Below are 19,569 nucleotides of genomic sequence, written 5' to 3'. Positions count from 1 at the left end.
GTTCCCTCCAGCGACGTGTCCATGGCGCCGGCCCTCCACCCCCGGCAGGGTGGCGGCCGGCGCGGTCCGTTCCGGAGGGCGGACCCCGTCATCCGGGAGCCGGACCGTCCAAAGAGTAGCGGCGCTGGAAGGCGACGGCGGCGACCATGATGGCGGCGGGGACCAGGGTGAAGCCGACGATCAGCGCCGTGAGCGCGGAGTCCGGCTGCGCCACGTGCCGCCCCTCGGTGGTGGAGACGAAACCGCCGACCGCCAGGACGGCCGAGTAGACGTAGGGGCCGATGGCCGTGCCCGTGGCGTCGGTCGCCGTCCACACCCCGGTGTAGGCGCCCGCGCGGGAGGAGCCCCGCGCCTCGGCGGCGGCCACCGCGTCGGGCACCATCGAGAAGGCGAAGAGCTGCAGCCCGGCGAACGCCGAGCCCAGGACGACGATGACCGCGACGGTCGCGGCCACCCCGAGCCGCTCGCCCGCCGACAGTGCCGCCGAGCCGGCGATGAAGGCGCACTGGGAGATCAGGATGCCGCGCTGTTTGCCGATGCGGCGGGAGATCCGCTGCCAGACGGGTCCGGCGATCAGGGCGGGGCCGAGGAACGCGCCCATGAACACCGCGGTGAGGCCGTCGTCCGCGAAGACGTACTCGGTGTAGAAGGGCACTGCGGCCAGGAAGAGGTGCGTGGTGGTGCTGGTGAACAGGTACGACAGCACCAGCATCCGGAAGTCGCGGTCCCGCCAGGCGACCTTGACGTCCTCGAGGAAGGAGCGGCCGTGCGCGTCGGGTTCGCGGAACCCGCACCGGGCGGTGAGCCCGCGCACCCCGCCCAGCGCGACGAGCCCCGTGACCGCCATGCCTGCCCCCAGCACCAGCGCCATCCGCGTGTAGTCGCCGCGCCCGCCCGCCGCGACCATGGCGGGGGCCGCCACGCCCGCCGCGAGCAGGCCCAGGGTGAGGAAGAGCATCCGGAACATGAAGACCCGGGTGCGCTCGTGGTAACCGATCCGCAGATCGGACGGGGTGGTCAGGTAGGGCACCTGGAAGCACGCGAAGAGCACGTTCCCGGCGATGTACCAGGCGCCGACCCACAACGCGGCCGCCGGGCCGGACAACCCCGGCGGGACGGTGAACATCGCCGCCATCGCCACCGCCAGCAGCAGGCCCCAGCGGAGCATGCCGCGCCGGTGCCCGGACCGCCGCGCCCACCGGTCCGACAACGTGCCGAACAGCGGGTGCACGACGGCGTCGATGATCTTCGGCAGCAGCAGCGTCAGGCCGGCGAGGAAGGGGGAGACGCCGAGCGTGTGGGTGAGGAAGTACAGCAGCAGCAGGCCGGGCACGGTGACCCACACGCCCATGCCCAGGGAGCCGGTGGCGTACGTGACGAGGTCGCCGCTCCGGGGCCGTGCCCCGGTGCGCGGCCCGGCGCTCACGCCCCGGTCCCCAGGCGCCGGACGACCCCCGCGGCCGGCCCGGCGCCCTCGAACGCCCCGGAGCGGGCGCGTGCGGCGAGGGTCCGGGAGATGATCCGGTCGGTCACCGCGGGCAGGTGGCGGGCGAGGAAGAACTCCACGGCCCCGCGGGCCGTGGTCGGGAGGTCGCGGTGGACCCGGCGGCTGAGGGCCGCCCGCAGCACCGCGTCCACGACGCCCTCCAGCGGCTCGTAGCGGCTCATGCCCTCCAGCGAGAGGCCCGCCGCGGCGGTGGAGTCGTGGATCGGGCTGCGCACCATCGAGGGGTAGACGCACGTGACGCCGACGTGCGTGCCGATCTCCATGCGCAGCGCGTCCGCGTACGCCACGAGGGCACGCTTGGAGGCCCCGTACGCCGCGGCCAGGGGCAACTGCATGACGGCCATCCGCGAGGACAGCATGACGACCCGTCCGCGCGACGCCACGAGCGCCTCCACGCAAGCGGCCGTGACCCGCCAGACGCCGAGCAGGTTGACGTCGAGCTGGCGGCGCACCTCGGCTCCGGGCGGGATCTCGGCCGGGGCGGGCCCCCCGATGCCGGCGTTGTTGACGAGCAGGTCGAGTCCGCCGAGCCGGCCGACGGCCTCGGCCACCGCTTCGGGCACCCGCTCGTCGTCGGTGAGGTCGCAGGCGAGGACCTCGACGGGGTCGTCCTCGCGGGGGGCGGCGTCCAGGCCTACGACGTGGGCGCCGAGCCCGCTCAGCCGGGCGCAGATCGCCCGTCCGAACGTGCCGGAGGCGCCGGTGACGATGACCCGCAGGCCGCGCGCGTCGCGGCGGCCGCCGTCGAGGAGGGAGCGGGGGAGGATCACGGGGAGGTCTCCTTGCGGCGGGTCGGGGTGAACGGGCGGCCCTGACCGCGCAGGAACCTGTCCCGCCCGGCTCTGATCTCCTTGGGCACGTCAGCGACGTAGGCGTCGAAGTCGATGCGCATGTGAGGGCGCCGGTCCCGGCCCCACCTGCCCGTGGCGTAGCGCAGGGCGCGGGCCACCGCGCGGCGCTGCTCCGGGGGCTCGGGCAGCGCGTAGGAGCCCGAGAGGTAGGCGGCGGCGAGCTTCGCCTGCGCCTCCACGACGGGCAGCGCCGCGCCGGTGGACTGCATCAGGCCGACGAACACCAGGCTCGGGTCCTCCAGGTGGAAGACCCGCTTGTACAGCGGCAGCGCCTCCGGGTCCGCGCCCAGCCAGCGCGCGGACAGGAAGGGGATGCTCACCCGGTAGCCGGTGGCCCAGACGATCACGTCGACGGGGTCGGAGGAGCCGTCGGTGAAGACGACGCGGTCGCCGTCGAGGCGTTCGACGCCGGGCCGCACGACGACCTCGCCGTGGGTGAGCCGGTGCAGGATGGTGTCGCTGATCGTCGGGTGGTTCTGGAAGAGCCCGCCCCGGGGCGCGGGCAGCCCGTAGTCCTGCGGGGCGCCCACGGCGAGCCGGAGCATGGCCTGGGCGAGGCGCTGGCGCAGCCGCCAGGGCAGGACGGACAGGGCTCCGCCGGTGGCGTCCGACGGGCGGCCGAAAAGGTACTTGGGCACGATGTGGACGCCTTGGCGGGCCGACAGCAGGACGGGCCCGCGCGCGACGTACGAGGCGTCCACGGCGATGTCCATCGCGGAGTTGCCCATGCCGACGACCAGGACCCGCCTGTCCCGGAAGGCTTCGGCGTCGCGGTACGCGTGGGCGTGCAGCTGCTCTCCGGCGAACGCGCCCGGGTAGGCGGGTTCCGGCAGGCGGGGGTCCCAGTTGTGCCCGTTGGCCACGACGACGGCGTCGTACCGCTCGGCGCCGCCCGGGTCGGCCGTGACCGTCCAGCCGCCTCCCTCCTCGCGTTCGACGGAGGTGACGGTGCTGCGGAGGCGCAGGAAGGGGGTGAGCGCGAACTTCTCGGCGTAGTCGGCGAGGTATCCGGCGACGCGGTCCGCCGACGGGTAGTCGGGCCAGTCCCGGGGCATCGGGAAGTCGGCGAACTCGGTGCGCCCCTTGCTGGTGTTGAGGTGCAGGGAGGCATAGGCGGGGGAGGGGCCGCCGGGGTCGTCCCGCGCCCACAGCCCGCCGGGCCGGCCGCTCCTCTCGTGGACGGCGACCTCGACGCCCGCGTCCAGCAGGGCCTTGGCGGCGGCGAGGCCTGCCGCTCCGGCGCCGATGACGGCGACGCGGCGGGGAGGGGTCATGGCGCTTCTCCTCGGACGGGGGCGTGCCGAAGCCTACTTATCAGGTAGATCTACTAATGTTTGTAATTCAATCCAATATATGGCCTGATAACGGCGCGGAATATGGGATATGTAACCTGATTTGCCGTGCTGGTTGTGGTGGCCCACAACGCGGGGGCATCATGGCGGAATGCGTTCCCCCGAAGAGTGGACGTCCGTCGCGGGTCTCGTCGAACGGGTCGTCGGCGAGGAGGACCTGCTGCCGTCCGTGGTCGCCGGCGTGCGCACGATGGTGCGGGAGGTCGCCGCGCTGCCGACGGCCGACATGACCGGCCACACCCGCGCCCTGCTCTTCGCCGCGACCCGCGCGCTGGCCGACCGGCGCGGCCCCAGCGAGGCGGAGCTGACCTTCGTGGAGGACCTGGCCGTCACCCGCGCCCGCCAGGGCGTGCCGATCGAGGCGGTGCTGAGGGCGATCCACGTGGCCGAACGCGCGATCTGGGCGCGGGCCCGCGAGACGGCTCCGGCCGCCGGGGTCGCCCCCGACCTCCTGCTGGACGCCCGCGAGCTGTACGACGACTGGGCCGAGGCCGTGCGCTCGCGGCTGATCACCGCGCACCGCGCCGCGCGGGCCGGGCGGGACCCCGGGGCCGGGGAGCGGGACGCGGCGATCCTGCGCCGCCTCCTGGAGGGCGGCTCGGCCGCCGCGCTGGCCGCGGCCGAGGCCGGTCTGCCGACCGCGGGCGGGCTGTGGGCGCTGGCCGCCCGCGCCGACGACCCGAACGCCGCCGCGGCGCTGGAACGGGCGTTGCGCGAGCAGCCCCCGGCGCTGTGCGCCGGAATCGACGGGCTGCTCGCCGCGGTGCTCGCCAGGCCGCCCGCGCCCCGTGCGGGACGGGCGGGCACGACGGCGGGGCTGGCCGGTCCCGCCGAGCCGGAGGAGCTTCCCGCGGCGTGGAGGCTGGCGCTGGACGCGCTGGCCGCCGCCGAGTCGTCGGGCCGCACCGGCGTGGTGCACGTGGCGGAGGTGCCCGCGCTGGTGGCGCTGGCCGGCCGGCCCGATCTCGCCGCCGTGCTGGCGGACCGGCACCGTCCGGCCTGGCACGCCCTGGGCGCCAACGCCGTGCCCGTCGCCCTGGCCGTCTCGGCCTGGCTCGAGGCCGACCGGGACGTCGGGGCGGCGGCGGAAAGGCTGTTCGTCCACCCCAACACCGTGCGCAACCGCGTCCAGCGGTTCACGGACGTCACCGGGGTGGACCCGGCCACCACCTTCGGCGCGGTGGACGCCTGGTGGCTGTGCGGCACCTGGCTGTCCCAGGCGTGACTCAGGGGAAGCGGACGCCGGTGAGCTCCTCGGAGACCGCCCACAGCCTGCCCGCGACGTCCGGGTCGGTGGCGGCCCGCACGGGCCGGACCTCCTTCGGGTGGCGGCCCCGCATCTCCTGGAACCCCGAGGGCCCGTAGAACCTCCCCGACTCGGCGCCGGAGCCGGCGGCGGCGTAGAGCTGGGGGACCGCCCCGTGCGCGGCGGGCTGGGCCAGGAGCAGGTTGGCGGGCTTGCCGAGCAGCGCTATGAGCTTGACGGGGCCCGAGGACTGCAGGTTGGTGGCCGCGTAGCCGGGGTGGGCCAGGAGGCTGAGGACCGGGCTGCCCGCCTTGCGCAGCCTGCGGTCCAGCTCCAGGCCGAACAGGACGTTGGCGAACTTGGACTGGGCGTAGTGCCCGATGGGGGAGTAGGACTTCTCGGCGTTCAGGTCGTCGAAGCGGATGGAGCCGGTGCGGTGCAGGCTGGAGGTGACCGTCACGACGCGGGGCGCGTCCCCCGCCGAGAGCCGGTCCAGCAGCAGGCCGGTGAGGGCGAAGTGCCCCAGGTGGTTGGTGCCGAACTGCAGCTCGAAGCCCTGCGCGGTGCGGCGCAGGGGCGGCATCATGATCCCGGCGTTGTTGACCAGGACGTCGACGCTCTCGACGGCGGCGGCGAACTCGCGGACGGACTCCAGGTCGGCCAGGTCCAGCCGCCGCACCTCCGTGCGGCCCCCCTGGATCCGGGCCTGCGCGGCGCGGCCCCGGTCCAGGTCGCGGCACGCCATGATCACATGGGCGCCCTTCGCGGCCAGGGCGCGGGCGGTCTCCAGACCGAGACCGCTGTTGGCGCCGGTGACCACATAGGTCCGGTCGTTCTGCTGAGGGATGTCATTGACGGTCCACTTTGTCATGGGACACAGCATGCCCGTCGCGGCCGCCGGTGATCAGACCTAACGGTCGGTCTCGCGGCGGGAGTGCGTCCAGGGCGACGCCAGGACGTGGTGGACGGGCAGGGCGGTGTTGAGCTCGTAGACGGCGTCCATCATCGCCTTGACGCGGGGCGGGGTCTCGCGCAGCTCGGCCTCGAAGACGTCGTCCGCGGAGGTGAAGTAGAGCAGGTGGGTGTAGCCGTCGTCGGGGTGGAAGGCCAGGGTGGAGCCGAGCAGGTCCCGGCGGTGCAGGGACATCTCCTTCTCCATGCTGCGCGTCAGGGTGCGCATGAGCGCGGCGTTGCGCACCCTGCCCTGGACGATCTGGACGTAGCCCGCCCGGTCGACGGCGGCGGGGTCGGGCGCGAAGACCTCGACCTCGCGGCAGTTGGTGAAGACCGGTTCGCCGGTCATGCCCTCGCGCAGGTCGGAGAACCAGCGGCGGCGGCCGGGGCGGCCGGACTCCACCCACATCTTCTGCTCGGACTCGAAGCGCTCGGCGGTGAAGAAGACGCCCTCCTCCGTCACCCCGCCGGTGCAGCCCAGCCAGCCGACGGAGGTGGAGCCGAGCCTGTCCGCCCACCGGTAGCTCGCCGCACGCAGGACGCCGGCGTCTCCGGCCGGTGCCTGGATGATCTGGAGGAACATCTTCCGTCTCCTTGTCGAGCGAACGTCACCACCGTACCGACTCGACGAGATCGCCTGATCTTTTTGGACAAGGAATGGTCGATGGTTACTCGTACGGGTTGTCCGGCTTTTCGGTCCGGGTGACGCTCTGGGCGGTGAACTCGTAGACGCCCCGGCCGCCCGCCTCGCCCGCCGGGTGCCAGAGCCCGACGACCTTCACCCAGGAGCCCTTCTCGGGGGCGGGCGCGTCCAGGATCTTGACCTTCAGCGGCATGGCGTCGGCGGCGCAGCAGCTCATCTGGAGGCGGGTGAGGTACCAGGCGCCCCGCTCGCCGGGGGTGGCGAAGCCCTTCAGCTCGAGCCTGCGGTCGGCCAGGGTGACCTGCCCGCCGATCTGCGCCTCGAAGGAGCGGCCCATGAACTCGCCGACCGACATCGGGTACGGGTCGGGGGAGGGCGGCAGCGCGTAGTCGTCCTCCGCGACCTGGATCTTCGGGGGCGCGGCCGCGCGGGACTCGCCGGTGCGCGCGGCGGTGAACACCCCCAGCTCCGGCGGGGCGATGGCGAAGATGGCCAGGACGGGCAGGCACAGCAGCCAGGCCACGCGCGGCCCGCCCGCGCCGTGCCCGTGCCCGTCGTGCCCGGAGTCCGCGTGCTCGTCCGGCCGGTCCCGCCAGTCGCGGCGCATCCCGGCCAGCCCGAGGACGACCAGGACGGCGGCGGCGGCGACCAGCGGCCAGCGCAGCCCCTCCTTGACGAAGTTGACGACCTCCCCGGTGACCAGGGTGATCCACAGGACGGCGCCGCCGACGAGCACCATCAGCAGGTTCTGCATGGCTCTGCTCACAGGAACAAACCTCCCACGAGGGCGCTGACCCCGACCGCCAGGACGAAGGTCAACGGGATGAAGCGGATCGCGAACCGCTTCCCGAACACGCCGGTCTGCAGCGCGATGAGCTTGAGGTCCACCATCGGCCCCACGACCAGGAACGTCAGCTTCGCGGTGGGGGAGAACGCGGTGAGGCTCGCCGCCACGAAGGCGTCGGCCTCCGAGCAGATCGACATCAGCACGGCCAGCACCGCCAGGGTCAGCACCGCCGCCCAGGGCACCCCGGCCAGCCCGTTCACCCAGGAGGCGGGGATCACGACGTTGATGACGGCCGCGGCCATCCCGCCCACCACCAGGAAGCCCCCGGCGTGCATGAAGTCGTGCCGCACCGCCACCCGGAACGCCTCCCAGCGCCCGCCGGAGTGCTCGGGCCGGGCGGGGATCCGCAACCACTCGCCCTTGCCGAAGCGCAACCACACCCAGCCGGCGAGGACCGCCACCACCAGCGAGGCGCCGAACCGGGCCGCCACCATCTCCGGCTGCCCGGGGAAGGCCACGGCCGTGGCCACCATGACGATCGGGTTGATCGCAGGCGCGGCCAGCAGGAACGTCAGCGCCGCCGCGGGCACCACGCCCCGGGCCATCAGGCTCCCGGCCACCGGCACCGAGGCGCACTCGCACCCCGGCAGGACGGCTCCGGCCATCCCCGCGACGGGCACGGCCGCGACCCCCCGCCGCGGCAGCACCCTGCTCCACACCTCCGCCGGCACGAACGCGGTGATCGCGGCCGACAGCACCACCCCGAAGACCAGGAACGGCAGGGCCTGCACGCAGATCGCGATGAAGATCGTCGACCAGGCCTGCACCCCCGCCCAGGTCACCCAGGGAGCCACCCAGATCCGGCCGATCGCCAGCAGCGAGACGATCGAGATGAACCACCAGACCGCGTCGGCCCCCGGTTCGGCCCGCCGCGCCCCCCACTGAGCGGGCGGCACCTCCGCGTCCCGCCGTACCCCCGTCGCCACCCCGACCCCCTTCACGCCGACGACCGGCCATCTTAGTGAAAACAGTTTTCATTTCAAACAGGTGCAGCTCACCGGGGACGCGGTCACCGGCTCCCGGTGGAGGAGGGGACCGGTGTGCGGGCGGGCGGCCGCGACACGGGCGGCGCGGTCAGGACGGCCAGCAGGAGCGCGGCGGACAGCAGGAGGTGGAGGGCGGTGGTGATGGGCGCCTTGGCACGGAGGAGGAGGGCCACCAGAAGGGCGAGGCAGGCCAGGGCGCCGAGCCCGAGGACGAGGATCTGGTCGGCGCGCCCGGTTCCGCCGCCGGACCGGTGGGAATCGGCGCCGCTGGCCAGGCCCGAGGCGATGACGACGAAGAAGGCCGCGACGGCCTCGAGGGCGAGGCCGAGGAGCGCGGTGAGGAGATCGGCCCGCCAGGGCAGCCGGGTCGGGCGCGAAAAAGCGGTGGTGGATTCCATGGATGTCTCGCCGACTCGTCACGTGTCCGGTGTTCCTGCTCACCCTCGGTATCGGCACGAGGGTGAGCCTTTCAAACACCCGAGCGTCACAGAGCCGGGTCGAGGACCACCTTGATGGCGCCGTCGCGCTTCTTCTGGAAGGCCTCGTAGGCCTGGGGGGCGCGGTCCAGCGGGACGCGGTGGGTGGCCAGGTCCAGCACGCCCAGCGGGTCGGACTCGTCGGTGACCAGGGGCATCAGCGGCTCCAGCCAGCGGCGGACGTGCGCCTGGCCCATGCGCAGGGTGACGCCCTTGTCGAAGAGCCGCAGCATCGGCATCGGGTCGGACATGCCGCCGTAGACGCCGGACAGCGAGATGACGCCGCACCGCGCCACCACCTCGATCGCCAGGTGCAGGGCGGCCAGCCGGTCCACCCCCGCGTGGGTCATGAGCGGTGCGGAGACCTTGTCCGGCAGGAAGGCGGTGAAGGCCTGCGCCGCCTTGGCGACGGGGGAGCCGTGCGCCTCCATGCCCACGGCGTCGATCACCGAGTCGGTGCCCCGGCCTCCGGTGAGGTCGCGGACGGCGGAGACGACGTCGGTGTGCCGGAGGTCGATGGTCTCCACGCCGTGCCGGCGGGCCATCTCCAGCCGTTCGGGGACGAGGTCCACGCCGATGACGCGGTAGCCGCGGTGGCGGGCGATGCGCGCGGACATCTGGCCGATGGGGCCGAGCCCGAGGACGGTGACGCTGCCGCCGTCCGGGACCTCGGCGTACTCGACGGCCTGCCAGGAGGTGGGCAGCACGTCCGACAGGAAGAGGAACCGCTCGTCGGGGGTGCCGTGCGGCACCGGGATCGGCCCGAAGTGCGCCTGCGGCACCCGCAGGTACTCGGCCTGGCCGCCCGCGACCTCCCCGTACAGCTTGGTGTAGCCGAAGAGCGCGCCCCCGCTGTCGTACTCGCGGACCTGGGTGGTCTCGCACTGGGCGTAGTACCGGCGGTCGCACATGTGGCACCGGCCGCAGGAGATGTTGAAGGGGATCACCACCCTGTCCCCCGGCCTGATGTGCGTGACCTCGGGCCCGACCTCCTCGACGATGCCCATGGGCTCGTGTCCGAGGATGTCGCCCTCCTGCAGGAACGGCCCCAGCACCTCGTACAGGTGCAGGTCCGAGCCGCAGACGGCGGTGGACGTGACCTTGATGATCGCGTCGTTGGGTTCCTTGATGATCGGGTCCGGCACCTGGTCCACGCGGACGTCGCGACGGCCATGCCAGGTCACTGCCTTCATCATTCCCCCTTGTTATGGTTTGCCCCGTTATGACCTCCTTGCCCGAGGGGTTCGCCATTAACCGCGACAATTCTCGACAATTAGGTGATTTGCCACAGATCACACTCCGCTCGGAACCGCTCCCAGACGCCGCCGCCTGCGCTGGAGGGCGCGCCCGGTGTCGGCGTACCAGCCCAGCACGATGACCAGCGCCAGGCCCACCTCGACCAGGTCGCCGCCGTAGTACATCAGCCGTGCCCCCGCGTGCAGGTCGTCCGCGGCGAAGGCGAGTCCGGGCGGCGGCGCCGCCCACAGGGACTTGGCCAGGACGGCGTGGGCGGCGCTCGCGACGACCAGGGTCCCCGCCCGCAGCGTCAGGGAGTAGCGGTGGCGCATCGGGTCGAGCCGGCACAGGGCGGTGGTGAACAGCATCCCCGCCGCGAACACCCGCAGATGCAGCAGCGCGTGCGCCCAGGGCTGGTCGTGCACGGCCGCCAGCAGCGGCGTCCGGTACATCACCCACAACCCGCCGACGTCGATGAGCGCGGCGACCGGGGGGAACACCAGCACCGCCGCGACCCTCGACTGCACCACGGCCAGCAGCGTCCGCCGCGTGCGGCCGGGCGGCAGCATCCGCAGCAGCAGGGTGACGGGCCGGGCCAGGATGAGCAGCAGCGGCCCGGCCATTCCGATGACCAGGTGCTGGAGCATGTGCGCGGTGAACTCCCCGCCGGGCAGCGGAGCCACGGAGACCGTCGCGACGGCCGCGCCTCCCACCGCGAAGGACAGGTCGCGCGGCCACGGCCAGGCGTCCCCCCGGTGCCTCAGCCGGCTCGCCGCGGCGAGGTAGGCGACCACGACGCCCACCATGGCGAGCGCGGCGGCCCACTGCAGCGCCCAGAGCGGGGAGGGAAGATGGTGACCGTCTCCCATCAGTCGGCCCCGCCTCGCCGCCGCGGCGCTGCAAGGAGCAGCCAGCATCCCGCGGCGAGAAGGAGCACCGCGACGATGTTCCAGGCCCAGTCATAGGGCGCGATGTCGACGTTGTAGCGGATCTGGTGCAGCTGCAGCAGCTTGTGGTTGACGATGCCGTCGTAGAGCTGGAAGGCTCCCGCGCCCAGCAGCACGCCCCCGCCCATGACGCGCTTGTCCAACTCCCCCCGTCGCACGGCGTCCGCCGCCATCACGAGCCCGAGGACCGTGGCGAACCAGCTGAAGGCGTGGAACAGCCCGTCGGAGACCAGACCTATGCTCGAGGTCGACCTGTCGTAGAAGTGGTGCCAGTGCAGCAGCTGGTGGAAGACGGCCTCGTCGACGAACGCGGCCACCCCCACCCCGAACAGGACCCCGGCCCACAGGGACCGCCGGGACGTTGTCTCGCGGGTGCCCGCACCTTTCGTGTGTGTTGCCGAACTCATATGACTCACGGGTCGAATCCCCCGATCCCGGTTGTTCCTCCCGTTTCTTTCATGCCTTCCCGGGGAGAGAGGAGATGAACACGGTGCATTTGTGCTTTTGATGCACCGGTCACGGGGTGGGAACGCGAAACGACCCGGCGGGGGCCGGAAGGGCGGGGACGATGCGGGTAGTGGTCATCGGGGGAACGGGGAACCTGGGAACGAACACGCTGCGGTCGCTCTCCACGGACCCGGAGATCACGCAGCTCATCGGCGTCGCCCGCCGCAGGCCGCGCCTGGAGATCGGCCGCACCCAGTGGATGACCGCCGACATCGCCAGGAGCGACCTGGTGCCGCTGCTGCGCGGCGCCGACGCCGTGGTGCACCTGGCCTGGATCTTCCAGCCGACCCACGACCCCTACACGACCTGGCGCACGAACGTCCTCGGCACCGCCCGGGTGCTTCACGCCGTCGCGGAGGCCGGTGTGCCCGCACTCGTCTACTCCTCCTCGGTAGGCGCCTACTCGCCCGGTCCCAAGGACCGCTTCGTGGGGGAGGACTGGCCCACCCACGGCTGGCCGGAGGCCGCCTACAGCCGGGAGAAAGCCTATGTCGAGCGGCTCCTGGACAACTTCGAGGCGAAGTACCCGCAATGCCGCGTGGTGAGGATGCGTCCCGGGTTCGTCTTCGAGCGCCGCGCCGCGACGGAGCAGCGCAGGATCTTCGCGGGTCCGCTGGTCCCCGGCAGGCTCGTCCGGCCCGAGACCGTGCCGGTCGTCCCGGACATCCCCGATCTGAAGCTGCAGATGCTGCACTCGTCCGACGTGGGAAAGGCCTTCCACCAGGCCGTCACGCGTCCCGTACGCGGCGCCTTCAACCTCGCCGCCTCGCCGGTCGTCGGCGGCGACGAGCTGGCCGCGCTGTTCGGGGCCCGCAAGGTGAAGGTGCCGGCACGGGCGGTCCGGGCGGTCCTGGCGGCCGCGTGGGGCCTGCATCTGGTTCCGGCCTCCCCGCACCTGTTCGACCTGGTGATGCGGCTGCCGCTGATGGACACCGGCCGGGCCCGGGACGAGCTGCGCTGGGTGCCCGAGCACACCTCCATCTACGCGCTGTCGGAGTTCCTCGCGGGGCTCAGGACGGGTGCGGACGAGGACACGCCCGCCCTGTCGAAGGCGTCCAGCGGTCCGCTGCGCGTTCGTGAGTTCCTCTCGGGCGTCGGCCGCACCCCGTGACCCGTGACACCGCCCCGCATGCCTCTTCGAAAGGAGTTCCCATGGCCGTCCCGGTGAAAGAGGGGACGAAGGACCACGTCCGCCGGAACGCCTCCGGCACTGTGCCGCTGAACAGGGCGTCGATCGCCGACACGCTGCGCGTCGGCGCGGTGGTGATGGCACCGGCGATCGCGCGCGGTGTCATCGCGCGCCGTCCCAGGATCGTTGCGCTGGCCGAGGAGATGCAGGCGGACCTCAGGGCGGGGCGCCTGCTGAAGCGGCTGCGCCACCGTTACGGCAAGGGGCCGCTGCATCTGCGGATTCCCGGAAGGTCGTTCGCGCTGCTGCTGACGCCCGAGGACACGCGGCGGGCGCTGACGCAGTCGCCCGAGCCCTTCTCGCTCGACACCTGGGAGAAGCACGCCTCCCTCGCGCACTTCCAGCCGCACGGCGTTCTCATCTCACGGGGAGCGGACCGGGCGGACCGGAGGGCCTTCAACGAGGACGTGCTGGACACCGCCCACCCCCTGCACTGCCTGGCCGACGCGTTCTCCCGAAAGATCGAGGAGGAGGCGGCGGTGCTGCTCCGGTCCGTCGCGGACTCGGGCGAACTGGACTGGGGGAGGTTCCGCGTCGCCTGGTGGCGGGTCATCCGGCGGATCGTGCTGGGAGACGCCGCCCGTGACGACCACCGCGTCAGCGACCTGCTGACCAAGCTGCGCATGAACGCCGACTGGGCGTTCGCCCATCCCCGCCGCCGCGTCCTGCGCGCCCGTTTCCAGCGCCGCCTGGACGCCCACCTGCGGCGGGCGGAGCCGGACAGCCTGGCGGGCCTGGTCGCCACGGCGCCCAAGACGGCGCGCACCGAACCGGCGCAGCAGGTGCCGCAGTGGCTGTTCGCCTACGAGCCCGCGGGCATGGCCGCGTTCCGCACGCTGGCGCTGCTGGCGGCCCACCCCGAGCAGATGCGCAGGGCCCGCCGCGAGGCCGAGGGCGAGACGGCGGAGCTGCCGTTTCTTCGTGCCTGCGTGCAGGAGTCGTTGCGGCTGTGGCCGACCACCATGGCGATCCTGAGGGAGAGCACCGAGGACACGGTCTGGGCGGGCAGGACGATGCCCGCGGGGACGGGAATGCTCATCTTCACCCCGTTCCTGCAGCGGGACGACGAGCTCCTGCCGTTCGCCGACTCCTTCGTGCCGGACATCTGGCTGGACGGCAGGGCGCGGGAGGACTGGTCGATCGTCCCGTTCAGCGCCGGGCCCGGTGAGTGCCCCGGCCGGCAGCTGGTGCTGCTGACGGCGAGCCGGTTCCTGGCGGCGCTGCTGCGGGAGCACGACTTCCGGCAGCGGGCCGGGGTGCGGTTGCGGGCCGACCGCCCGCTGCCGCGCACTTTCGGGCCGTTCCGTCTCCGTTTCAGTGTGATTTGAGTAGATTTTTCTATTTTCTTATGGATAGGGGGTGCATATCGCCTCCGAGGGGTAGTGGATAAAACATGACCAAATATGACGATCTCGGTCATGAACCCGAGGAGACGCACGACAGGGAGTTCGCACCGGTCAACCGCGGCTCGGACGCCCGGGGGCGCACCGTTCCGCCCGTCACCCAGAACGAGGGCGCCGTTCCGCGCAGCGGCACCGGGGTCCCCGGTGAGAGCGCCGAGCAGCAGTACTCCCTGCCTCCCGACGAAGAGGGAGTGCGGGAGGCGGAGGAGCAGGACGCCACGCGGGACCATCCGCGCCGCTGACGCCCGCTCCGGCGGGCCGGGCCCGCGCCGGGACATGAGCCGCACGAACACAAAGATGTGAAAGGTGGTCTTATGAGCGATAAGAGCGACAAGCACGGTCCGAAACTCGACGACGAGATGAGCAGGGAGAGCGAAGGGCTGACGCGCAGCGGCGGTCCCACCCATCCCCAGCCGTGGAACGATCCCGAACCCGTGGACACCGACACCGGACTCGACCCGACGTCCACCCGCCTCGACCGCAGGGGCGCGCCTCCGGGGATGACCCCGCAGGACGTGGAGGAGCGCAGCGCCGTCGCCTCGGTCCTGGCCGGGGTGCAGTACCCGGCGGGGCCCGACGAACTGGCCGACCACGCCGCGCAGTCCGGGGCGACGGACGTGGTGGTGTCCCGGCTGTCCCGCCTGCCCGGCAAGTCCTACGACGGGCTTCCGGACATCGTCCGGGACCTGGGCATCGGCCACGAAGAGCGCCGCACCTGAGCCGAGGAGGGAGACGCCGTTGAGCGAGAGACCGGCACAGAGCCAGGAATACCCCGGTCTGACCGAGAAGATGGAGCCCGAGCCGCGGGACGAGATGCGCGGCTACCGCGGCAGCGGACTGCTGGAAGGCGCCCGCGCCCTGGTGACCGGAGGCGACTCCGGCATCGGACGGGCGGTGTGCGCGGCCTTCGCCAAGGAGGGCGCGGACGTGGCGCTGTCCTACCTGGAGGAGGACGCCGACGCCCGGCACACCGCACGGCTGGTGGAGGCCGAAGGCCGGGCCTGCCACACCTTCGGCGGCGACATGGCGGACGAGCGGCACTGCCGACAGGTCGTCCGGGACGCGGCCGACGCACTGGGCGGGCTGGACGTCCTGGTCCTGCACCACGGCACCCAGACCCCGGCCGACGACGTCCAGAAGATCGACTCGGCGCAGCTGCGCCGCACCGTCGAGGTCAACCTGCTCAGCCTGTTCTGGTGCGTGCAGGAGGCGCTGGAGTTCCTCTCGGAGGGCTCGTCGATCGTCATCACCGGCTCGATCAACGGGCTGCGCGGCAACCCGAGCCTCATCGACTACGCGGCCACCAAGGCCGGGGCGATGAACCTCGCCCAGTCGCTGGCCACGTCGCTGATGGACCGGGGGATCCGGGTGAACTGCGTGGCGCCGGGACCGGTGTGGACGCCGCTCATCCCGGCGACCTTCGAGGCCGAGAAGGTCGCGGACTTCGGTAAGCAGGCGCCGATGGGGCGGGCGGGACAGCCCGACGAGATCGCCCCGTCGTACGTGTTCTTCGCCGCGGACCGCACCTCCTCGTACTACACGGGCCAGACCCTGGTCCCGGCCGGCGGCGAGATCCACCCGGGCTGACCCGAAGGAGGGCCATGAAACAGGAGAAGAGGAGCTTCGCCGACCGCAGGGCCGAGGAAGGGGCCCCGCTCGAGGACGAGGTCCCCGACCTCGCCGAGGAGCACACGCCCGGCCCCACCGACCCGCCCATCGCGCCCGCGGACGGGCCGGGCGGCGAGGACGAGGGGTACGAGCCGCAGACGAGGGTCTGAGGGCTCAGCCCAGCAGCCGGGCCGCGACCGCCAGGTCGCCGACGAACCCGGCGTAGACGGAGTCCCGGTCGGGAGCGCGCAGGACCGCCGACGGGTGGATCGTGGCGACGATCCGTCCGGCCGGCGGTCCCTGCGCGTTCGCCGGGGCGCCGATGGCCTCGAAGGGCGGGCAGTCCAGCGGCACGCCGCGCTGCCTGGTCACGCGGAACGACGGGCCCAGCAGCGCCCTGCCCGCCACGGCCCCCAGCGCGACGACCACCTCGGGGGAGACCGTCTCGAGTTCGGCCACCAGCCACGGCCGGCACGCGTTGATCTCGGTAGCCCCCGGGCTCTGGTGGAACCGCCGCTTCGAGCCCTCCTTGCAGGTGAACTTGAAGTGCTTGACGGCGTTGGTGAGGTAGACGGCGTCCCGCTCGATCCCCGCCTCCGCCAGCGCCCGGCCCAGCAGCCGCCCGGCGGGGCCGACGAACGGTCTCCCCTGCCGGTCCTCCTGGTCGCCGGGCTGCTCCCCGACCAGCATGAGCCGGGCAGCCGCGGGCCCCTCCCCGAACACCGTCCGGGTGGCCCGCTCGTAGAGCGGGCATCCCCGGCAGCCGGCCGCGGCCTCCCGCAGCTCCGACAGATCCGCTTTCCCGGGTACGAACGGCCCGGCGTCCTGAGAAACCCCCATGCTCGGGCCCTACCCAGGATGGGCGCGGACGACCGGATCAGCCCGCCCAGGAGGCGGAGGCCAGCCGGGAGAGCCGGATGACGACCTCCGGATGGCGGGAGGCCAGGTTCCGGCGCTCCCCGGGGTCCTTGTCCAGGTCGTACAACTCGGTCCGCCAGCCGGAGTCCGAACGGGGACGGTCTGGGCCGGGGGCGAAGCGCACCAGTTTCCAGCCGTCCTGCCGCACCGCCTCGGCCATCCGGGTGACGCTGCCGTTCTCGGCCGCGTTCGCCTTCGGGGTGGAGTGGGTCTCGCTCCGGTACCAGTACAGGTGCCGGGCGGGGCCCTGGCCTCGTTCGCCGGTGAGCGTTCCGCGCAGCGAGGTGCCGTCCAGGTACGGCGGGACGGGCGCCCCGGCGAACTCCGCGAGGGTGGGGAACAGGTCGGTGTGCTGGGTGACCCGCGAACTGCGTCCCCGCTTCACCAGACCGGGTCCCCAGGCGATCAGAGGCACCCGGATACCGCCTTCGTAGAGATTGCGCTTGTAACCGCGCAGCCTGCCGTTGGCGTCGAACCGGTCGGGGTCGACGCCGCCCTCCTCGTGCGGTCCGTTGTCGCCGGTCACCAGCACGATCGTCTTGCGTTTGCGGGGCAGCGCGTCCAGCAGGTCGCCCAGGTGGGAGTCCAGCCGGGTGATCTGCGCGGCGTGCCCCCGGTCGGCGCGCGGCCAGGACCTGCTCCTGTACCGCCCGAGGCTCGGCACATCGCTGGGGGAGTGCGGAAGGTTGGGCGTGTAGACGAGCAGGAACGGCCTTTCCCCGGACTCCTTGATGAAGGAGACGGCGCGGTCGCGCAGCAGGTCGGGGGCGTAGCCGCCGTGCCGGCCGTCCTTCAGGCGCACCCGTTTCCCGTCGTGCCAGAGGTGGCCGGGGTAGTAGTCGTGGGCGTGGCGGTGGCCGATGTAGCCGAAGAACTCCCCGAACCCCCGGGCGTTGGGATGGCTGGGCTGCCCGGCCCGTTCGGGCCCGAGCCCCCACTTGCCGAACAGACCGGTGCGGTAGCCGGCGGCGCGCAGCGCCTCGGCGAAGGTGGTGTCCTGCTCGCGCAGCCCGTTGGGCAGTCCCGGGCGGGGGTTCTGGCGGACCCGGGCGTGCCCGGCGTGCAGGCCGGTGTACAGGGAGCAGCGGGAGGGGGCGCAGACCGGCGCGGCGGCGTACGCCTGGGTGAAGCGCAGCCCCTGGCGGGCCATGCGGTCCAGGACGGGCGTCTTGATCTTCTCCTGGCCGTAGGGGCCGAGCGCGCCGTACCCCAGGTCGTCGGCCACGACGAGGACGAGGTCGGGGCGGTCGTCGGCGGTCGCCGGCTCCCGTGCGCGGGCGGGTGCCGATGCCCGGTCCAGCAGCGGGGCCCCGAGGCCGAGGACTGCCGAACCGTGGAGCAGCTGGCGGCGGCTGAGCAAGGTGATCACACTCCGAACACGGACCAAGGGGGGTATGTCCATGATCAGAGAGATTTCCTATTAAGTCAATAGGAATAGTCACCTTAAGGTCAACAACGCTTGACCGTCCCCCCCGACCTCCAGCGGCAGGAGTCGGCGCTTCCCGCGGGGGAGCGCAGGCGGACGGCCGAGCCCGAGTTCCGCCAGGCGTGGGTGCCGCGGTTCCAGTAGACGTGCCCGCCGGTGTCCCGTCCGGAACCGGTGTGGACGCGGACGCTCCGGCCGGGCGGCAGGCGGAGGTCGCCGAAGGTGTAGGTGCGGCCGTCCGCCCCCTGCAGCCGCCAGCCCCGCAGGTTCCGCGCCTGCCGGGAGCGGTTCCTGACCTCCACCCATTCGCCGTTGAGGCTCCGGTTCGTCCGGGCGTCGGTGCCGGGCGCGTCGAAGCGGACCCGTTCGATCCGGACGTCGGGGGCGGAGTCGGGGGTGGAGGCGCCTTTCTCCGGTGCCAGCACGCCGATGACCAGGAAGGCGGTGGCGAGGAAAGGAACGGTGTTCATCCCTCCGAGGGTAGGAACGGCTCCGGGTCCCGGCCATGGCCGCGCCGGGGAGGAAGGGCGGACGTCAGGGTCAGTCAGGTCTTCCGTCAATCGACGATTCGTCGGAGACTTCTGGGCTTTGCGGAGAGGATGTCCTCCTGTGCGGGGGAGAGACTGATCACTCCCGGATTCCGGGGAGATCTCCGGTGGTAGTTACCGGTTGTGGATCTCAACGCGGCGATCGAAGAGCTCTACCGGGTGCCGCCCTCGGAGTTCGTCCAGACCAGGCGCAGGCTCGCCGACGCGGCGCAGGCCGCGGGCGACGAGGCGGTGGCCAAGCGGATCAGGGCGCTGCGGCGGCCGACCGTCTCGGCCTGGGCGGTGAACCTGCTGGTACGAGAGCAGGGCGAACTGGTGGGCGAGCTGCTGGAGCTCGGCGAGGAGATCCGCAGGGGCTGGGCCGGGGGCGAGGACCCCGCCAGGTTCGACCGGGTGCGCAACCTGGCGGTGGCCGAGGCCGTCCGGGTGGCGGGAGTCCTGGTCGAGGCCACCGGCCGCCCGCTGGGCGAGCAGGCCGCCCACGAGGTGGAGGAGACGCTCCAGGCCGCGATCGTCGACGCGGAGGCCGCCGAGGAGGTGCGCTCGGGCCGCCTCACCCACCCCCGCAGCCACGCGGGCTTCGCCGTTCCCGAGGCGCCCGCTCCCGGCGAGGCCGTGCTCGCCGGGAGCGAACAGGAACGCGTCCGCGAGGAGAAGCAGCGCAGGCGCGTCGAGCAGCTGGAGCACCGGGCGGCCGAACTGGCCGGGGAACGCGACGTCCTGCGCCGTGAGGTCGAACACATCGAGCAGGAGGAGGAGCGGCTCCGCCACCGCCTCGACCAGCTCCGCCTCCACCGCTCGGCCGTCCGCCGCCGCCTGGAGGACGCCGAAGCGCAGACCGAGACCGCCCTCGCCCGTGCCGCCGAGGCCCGGTCCGCCCTCGGAGGCACGTCCTGAGGCGAAAGGGAGCGCGGGTATCGTCGCA

Annotated in this window: 22 protein-coding genes; 8 read left to right on the top strand and 14 right to left on the bottom strand. The window is 72.7% G+C overall.

Annotated features, from left to right (window positions below):
- Window positions 1-88 precede the first annotated feature (88 nt).
- The 3 genes from C2865_RS14760 to C2865_RS14750 are packed head-to-tail and all read right to left on the bottom strand — an operon-like array spanning window position 89 to window position 3,632.
- Window positions 89-1,426 (bottom strand): MFS transporter, encoded by a 1,338-nt coding sequence (locus C2865_RS14760; protein ID WP_232835601.1) that lies wholly within the window; start codon window positions 1,424-1,426, stop codon window positions 89-91.
- A complete protein-coding gene (locus C2865_RS14755) occupies window positions 1,423-2,277 on the bottom strand; it encodes an SDR family NAD(P)-dependent oxidoreductase (protein WP_198653333.1) in 855 nt (284 codons plus the stop codon). Before C2865_RS14755 ends, C2865_RS14760 begins: the two co-directional genes overlap by 4 nt.
- Complete coding sequence (locus tag C2865_RS14750) at window positions 2,274-3,632, bottom strand: flavin-containing monooxygenase (protein ID WP_106399033.1); 1,359 nt, start codon at window positions 3,630-3,632, stop codon at window positions 2,274-2,276. Before C2865_RS14750 ends, C2865_RS14755 begins: the two co-directional genes overlap by 4 nt.
- A gap of 169 nt (window positions 3,633-3,801) precedes the next feature.
- Between C2865_RS14750 and C2865_RS14745 the strand changes: the two genes are divergently transcribed.
- Window positions 3,802-4,935 carry a helix-turn-helix domain-containing protein gene (locus tag C2865_RS14745; protein ID WP_106399032.1) on the top strand — a complete coding sequence of 378 codons (1,134 nt, stop codon included), beginning with the start codon at window positions 3,802-3,804 and terminating at the stop codon, window positions 4,933-4,935.
- 1 nt (window position 4,936) lies between these two features.
- On the opposite strand, the gene C2865_RS14740 is transcribed toward C2865_RS14745, so the two are convergent.
- From C2865_RS14740 to C2865_RS14705, 8 genes are all read right to left on the bottom strand, one after another.
- Window positions 4,937-5,827, bottom strand: coding sequence for an oxidoreductase (locus C2865_RS14740; protein WP_198653332.1), 891 nt, complete (start codon window positions 5,825-5,827; stop codon window positions 4,937-4,939).
- Between the two features lie 39 nt (window positions 5,828-5,866).
- The gene (locus tag C2865_RS14735) at window positions 5,867-6,493 is read right to left on the bottom strand and encodes a hypothetical protein (protein WP_106399030.1); all 627 of its coding nucleotides are present in this window, start codon (window positions 6,491-6,493) and stop codon (window positions 5,867-5,869) included.
- An 85-nt stretch (window positions 6,494-6,578) separates the two neighbouring features.
- Window positions 6,579-7,319: a TIGR03943 family putative permease subunit gene (locus C2865_RS14730; RefSeq protein WP_157963724.1), complete on the bottom strand. Its 741-nt coding sequence runs from the start codon at window positions 7,317-7,319 to the stop codon at window positions 6,579-6,581.
- The gene (locus tag C2865_RS14725; protein WP_408608314.1) at window positions 7,316-8,326 is read right to left on the bottom strand and encodes a permease; all 1,011 of its coding nucleotides are present in this window, start codon (window positions 8,324-8,326) and stop codon (window positions 7,316-7,318) included. The genes C2865_RS14730 and C2865_RS14725 overlap by 4 nt, the downstream gene beginning before the upstream one ends.
- An 83-nt stretch (window positions 8,327-8,409) precedes the next feature.
- A complete protein-coding gene (locus tag C2865_RS14720; RefSeq protein WP_106399027.1) occupies window positions 8,410-8,784 on the bottom strand; it encodes a hypothetical protein in 375 nt (124 codons plus the stop codon).
- An 86-nt stretch (window positions 8,785-8,870) separates the two neighbouring features.
- Window positions 8,871-10,055: a zinc-dependent alcohol dehydrogenase gene (locus tag C2865_RS14715; RefSeq protein WP_106399360.1), complete on the bottom strand. Its 1,185-nt coding sequence runs from the start codon at window positions 10,053-10,055 to the stop codon at window positions 8,871-8,873.
- Between the two features lie 99 nt (window positions 10,056-10,154).
- Window positions 10,155-10,967 carry a cytochrome c oxidase assembly protein gene (locus C2865_RS14710; RefSeq protein ID WP_106399026.1) on the bottom strand — a complete coding sequence of 271 codons (813 nt, stop codon included), beginning with the start codon at window positions 10,965-10,967 and terminating at the stop codon, window positions 10,155-10,157.
- Entirely contained in the window at window positions 10,967-11,452 is a 486-nt protein-coding gene (locus C2865_RS14705; protein ID WP_106399025.1) for a DUF2243 domain-containing protein, read from the bottom strand. Before C2865_RS14705 ends, C2865_RS14710 begins: the two co-directional genes overlap by 1 nt.
- 161 nt (window positions 11,453-11,613) lie before the next feature.
- On the opposite strand from C2865_RS14705, the gene C2865_RS14700 reads away from it, so the two are divergent.
- From C2865_RS14700 to C2865_RS39995, 6 genes are all read left to right on the top strand, one after another.
- Window positions 11,614-12,663: an NAD-dependent epimerase/dehydratase family protein gene (locus C2865_RS14700; protein ID WP_106399024.1), complete on the top strand. Its 1,050-nt coding sequence runs from the start codon at window positions 11,614-11,616 to the stop codon at window positions 12,661-12,663.
- A gap of 41 nt (window positions 12,664-12,704) precedes the next feature.
- Window positions 12,705-14,069 carry a cytochrome P450 gene (locus tag C2865_RS14695; RefSeq protein ID WP_106399023.1) on the top strand — a complete coding sequence of 455 codons (1,365 nt, stop codon included), beginning with the start codon at window positions 12,705-12,707 and terminating at the stop codon, window positions 14,067-14,069.
- 65 nt (window positions 14,070-14,134) lie between these two features.
- A complete protein-coding gene (locus C2865_RS14690; RefSeq protein WP_106399022.1) occupies window positions 14,135-14,386 on the top strand; it encodes a hypothetical protein in 252 nt (83 codons plus the stop codon).
- Window positions 14,387-14,458: 72 nt separating this feature from the next.
- Window positions 14,459-14,863 carry a DUF2795 domain-containing protein gene (locus C2865_RS14685; protein WP_106399021.1) on the top strand — a complete coding sequence of 135 codons (405 nt, stop codon included), beginning with the start codon at window positions 14,459-14,461 and terminating at the stop codon, window positions 14,861-14,863.
- Window positions 14,864-14,933: 70 nt separating this feature from the next.
- On the top strand, window positions 14,934-15,731 hold the full coding sequence (locus tag C2865_RS14680; protein WP_408608317.1) for an SDR family oxidoreductase: 798 nt from the start codon (window positions 14,934-14,936) through the stop codon (window positions 15,729-15,731).
- Window positions 15,732-15,745: 14 nt separating this feature from the next.
- Window positions 15,746-15,922, top strand: coding sequence for a hypothetical protein (locus C2865_RS39995; protein WP_198653331.1), 177 nt, complete (start codon window positions 15,746-15,748; stop codon window positions 15,920-15,922).
- A gap of 4 nt (window positions 15,923-15,926) precedes the next feature.
- Here C2865_RS39995 and C2865_RS14675 read toward each other — a convergent pair whose 3' ends face one another.
- The 3 genes from C2865_RS14675 to C2865_RS14665 form a co-directional block, all read right to left on the bottom strand.
- Window positions 15,927-16,592: a UdgX family uracil-DNA binding protein gene (locus tag C2865_RS14675; RefSeq protein WP_106399019.1), complete on the bottom strand. Its 666-nt coding sequence runs from the start codon at window positions 16,590-16,592 to the stop codon at window positions 15,927-15,929.
- A 37-nt stretch (window positions 16,593-16,629) separates the two neighbouring features.
- Window positions 16,630-18,039, bottom strand: a complete 1,410-nt coding sequence (locus tag C2865_RS14670) for an arylsulfatase (RefSeq protein ID WP_198653330.1) — start codon at window positions 18,037-18,039, stop codon at window positions 16,630-16,632.
- 80 nt (window positions 18,040-18,119) lie between these two features.
- Complete coding sequence (locus tag C2865_RS14665) at window positions 18,120-18,566, bottom strand: lamin tail domain-containing protein (protein WP_106399017.1); 447 nt, start codon at window positions 18,564-18,566, stop codon at window positions 18,120-18,122.
- A 201-nt stretch (window positions 18,567-18,767) separates the two neighbouring features.
- On the opposite strand from C2865_RS14665, the gene C2865_RS14660 reads away from it, so the two are divergent.
- Window positions 18,768-19,541 carry a hypothetical protein gene (locus tag C2865_RS14660; RefSeq protein WP_106399016.1) on the top strand — a complete coding sequence of 258 codons (774 nt, stop codon included), beginning with the start codon at window positions 18,768-18,770 and terminating at the stop codon, window positions 19,539-19,541.
- The last annotated feature ends 28 nt before the right edge of the window (window positions 19,542-19,569 follow it).

The organism is Actinocorallia populi (assembly GCF_002995495.1).
Lineage (GTDB): Bacteria > Actinomycetota > Actinomycetes > Streptosporangiales > Streptosporangiaceae > Actinocorallia > Actinocorallia populi.
The sequence above is the reverse complement of the archived record's forward strand: the minus strand, read 5'-3'. Positions and strand labels throughout refer to the sequence as shown.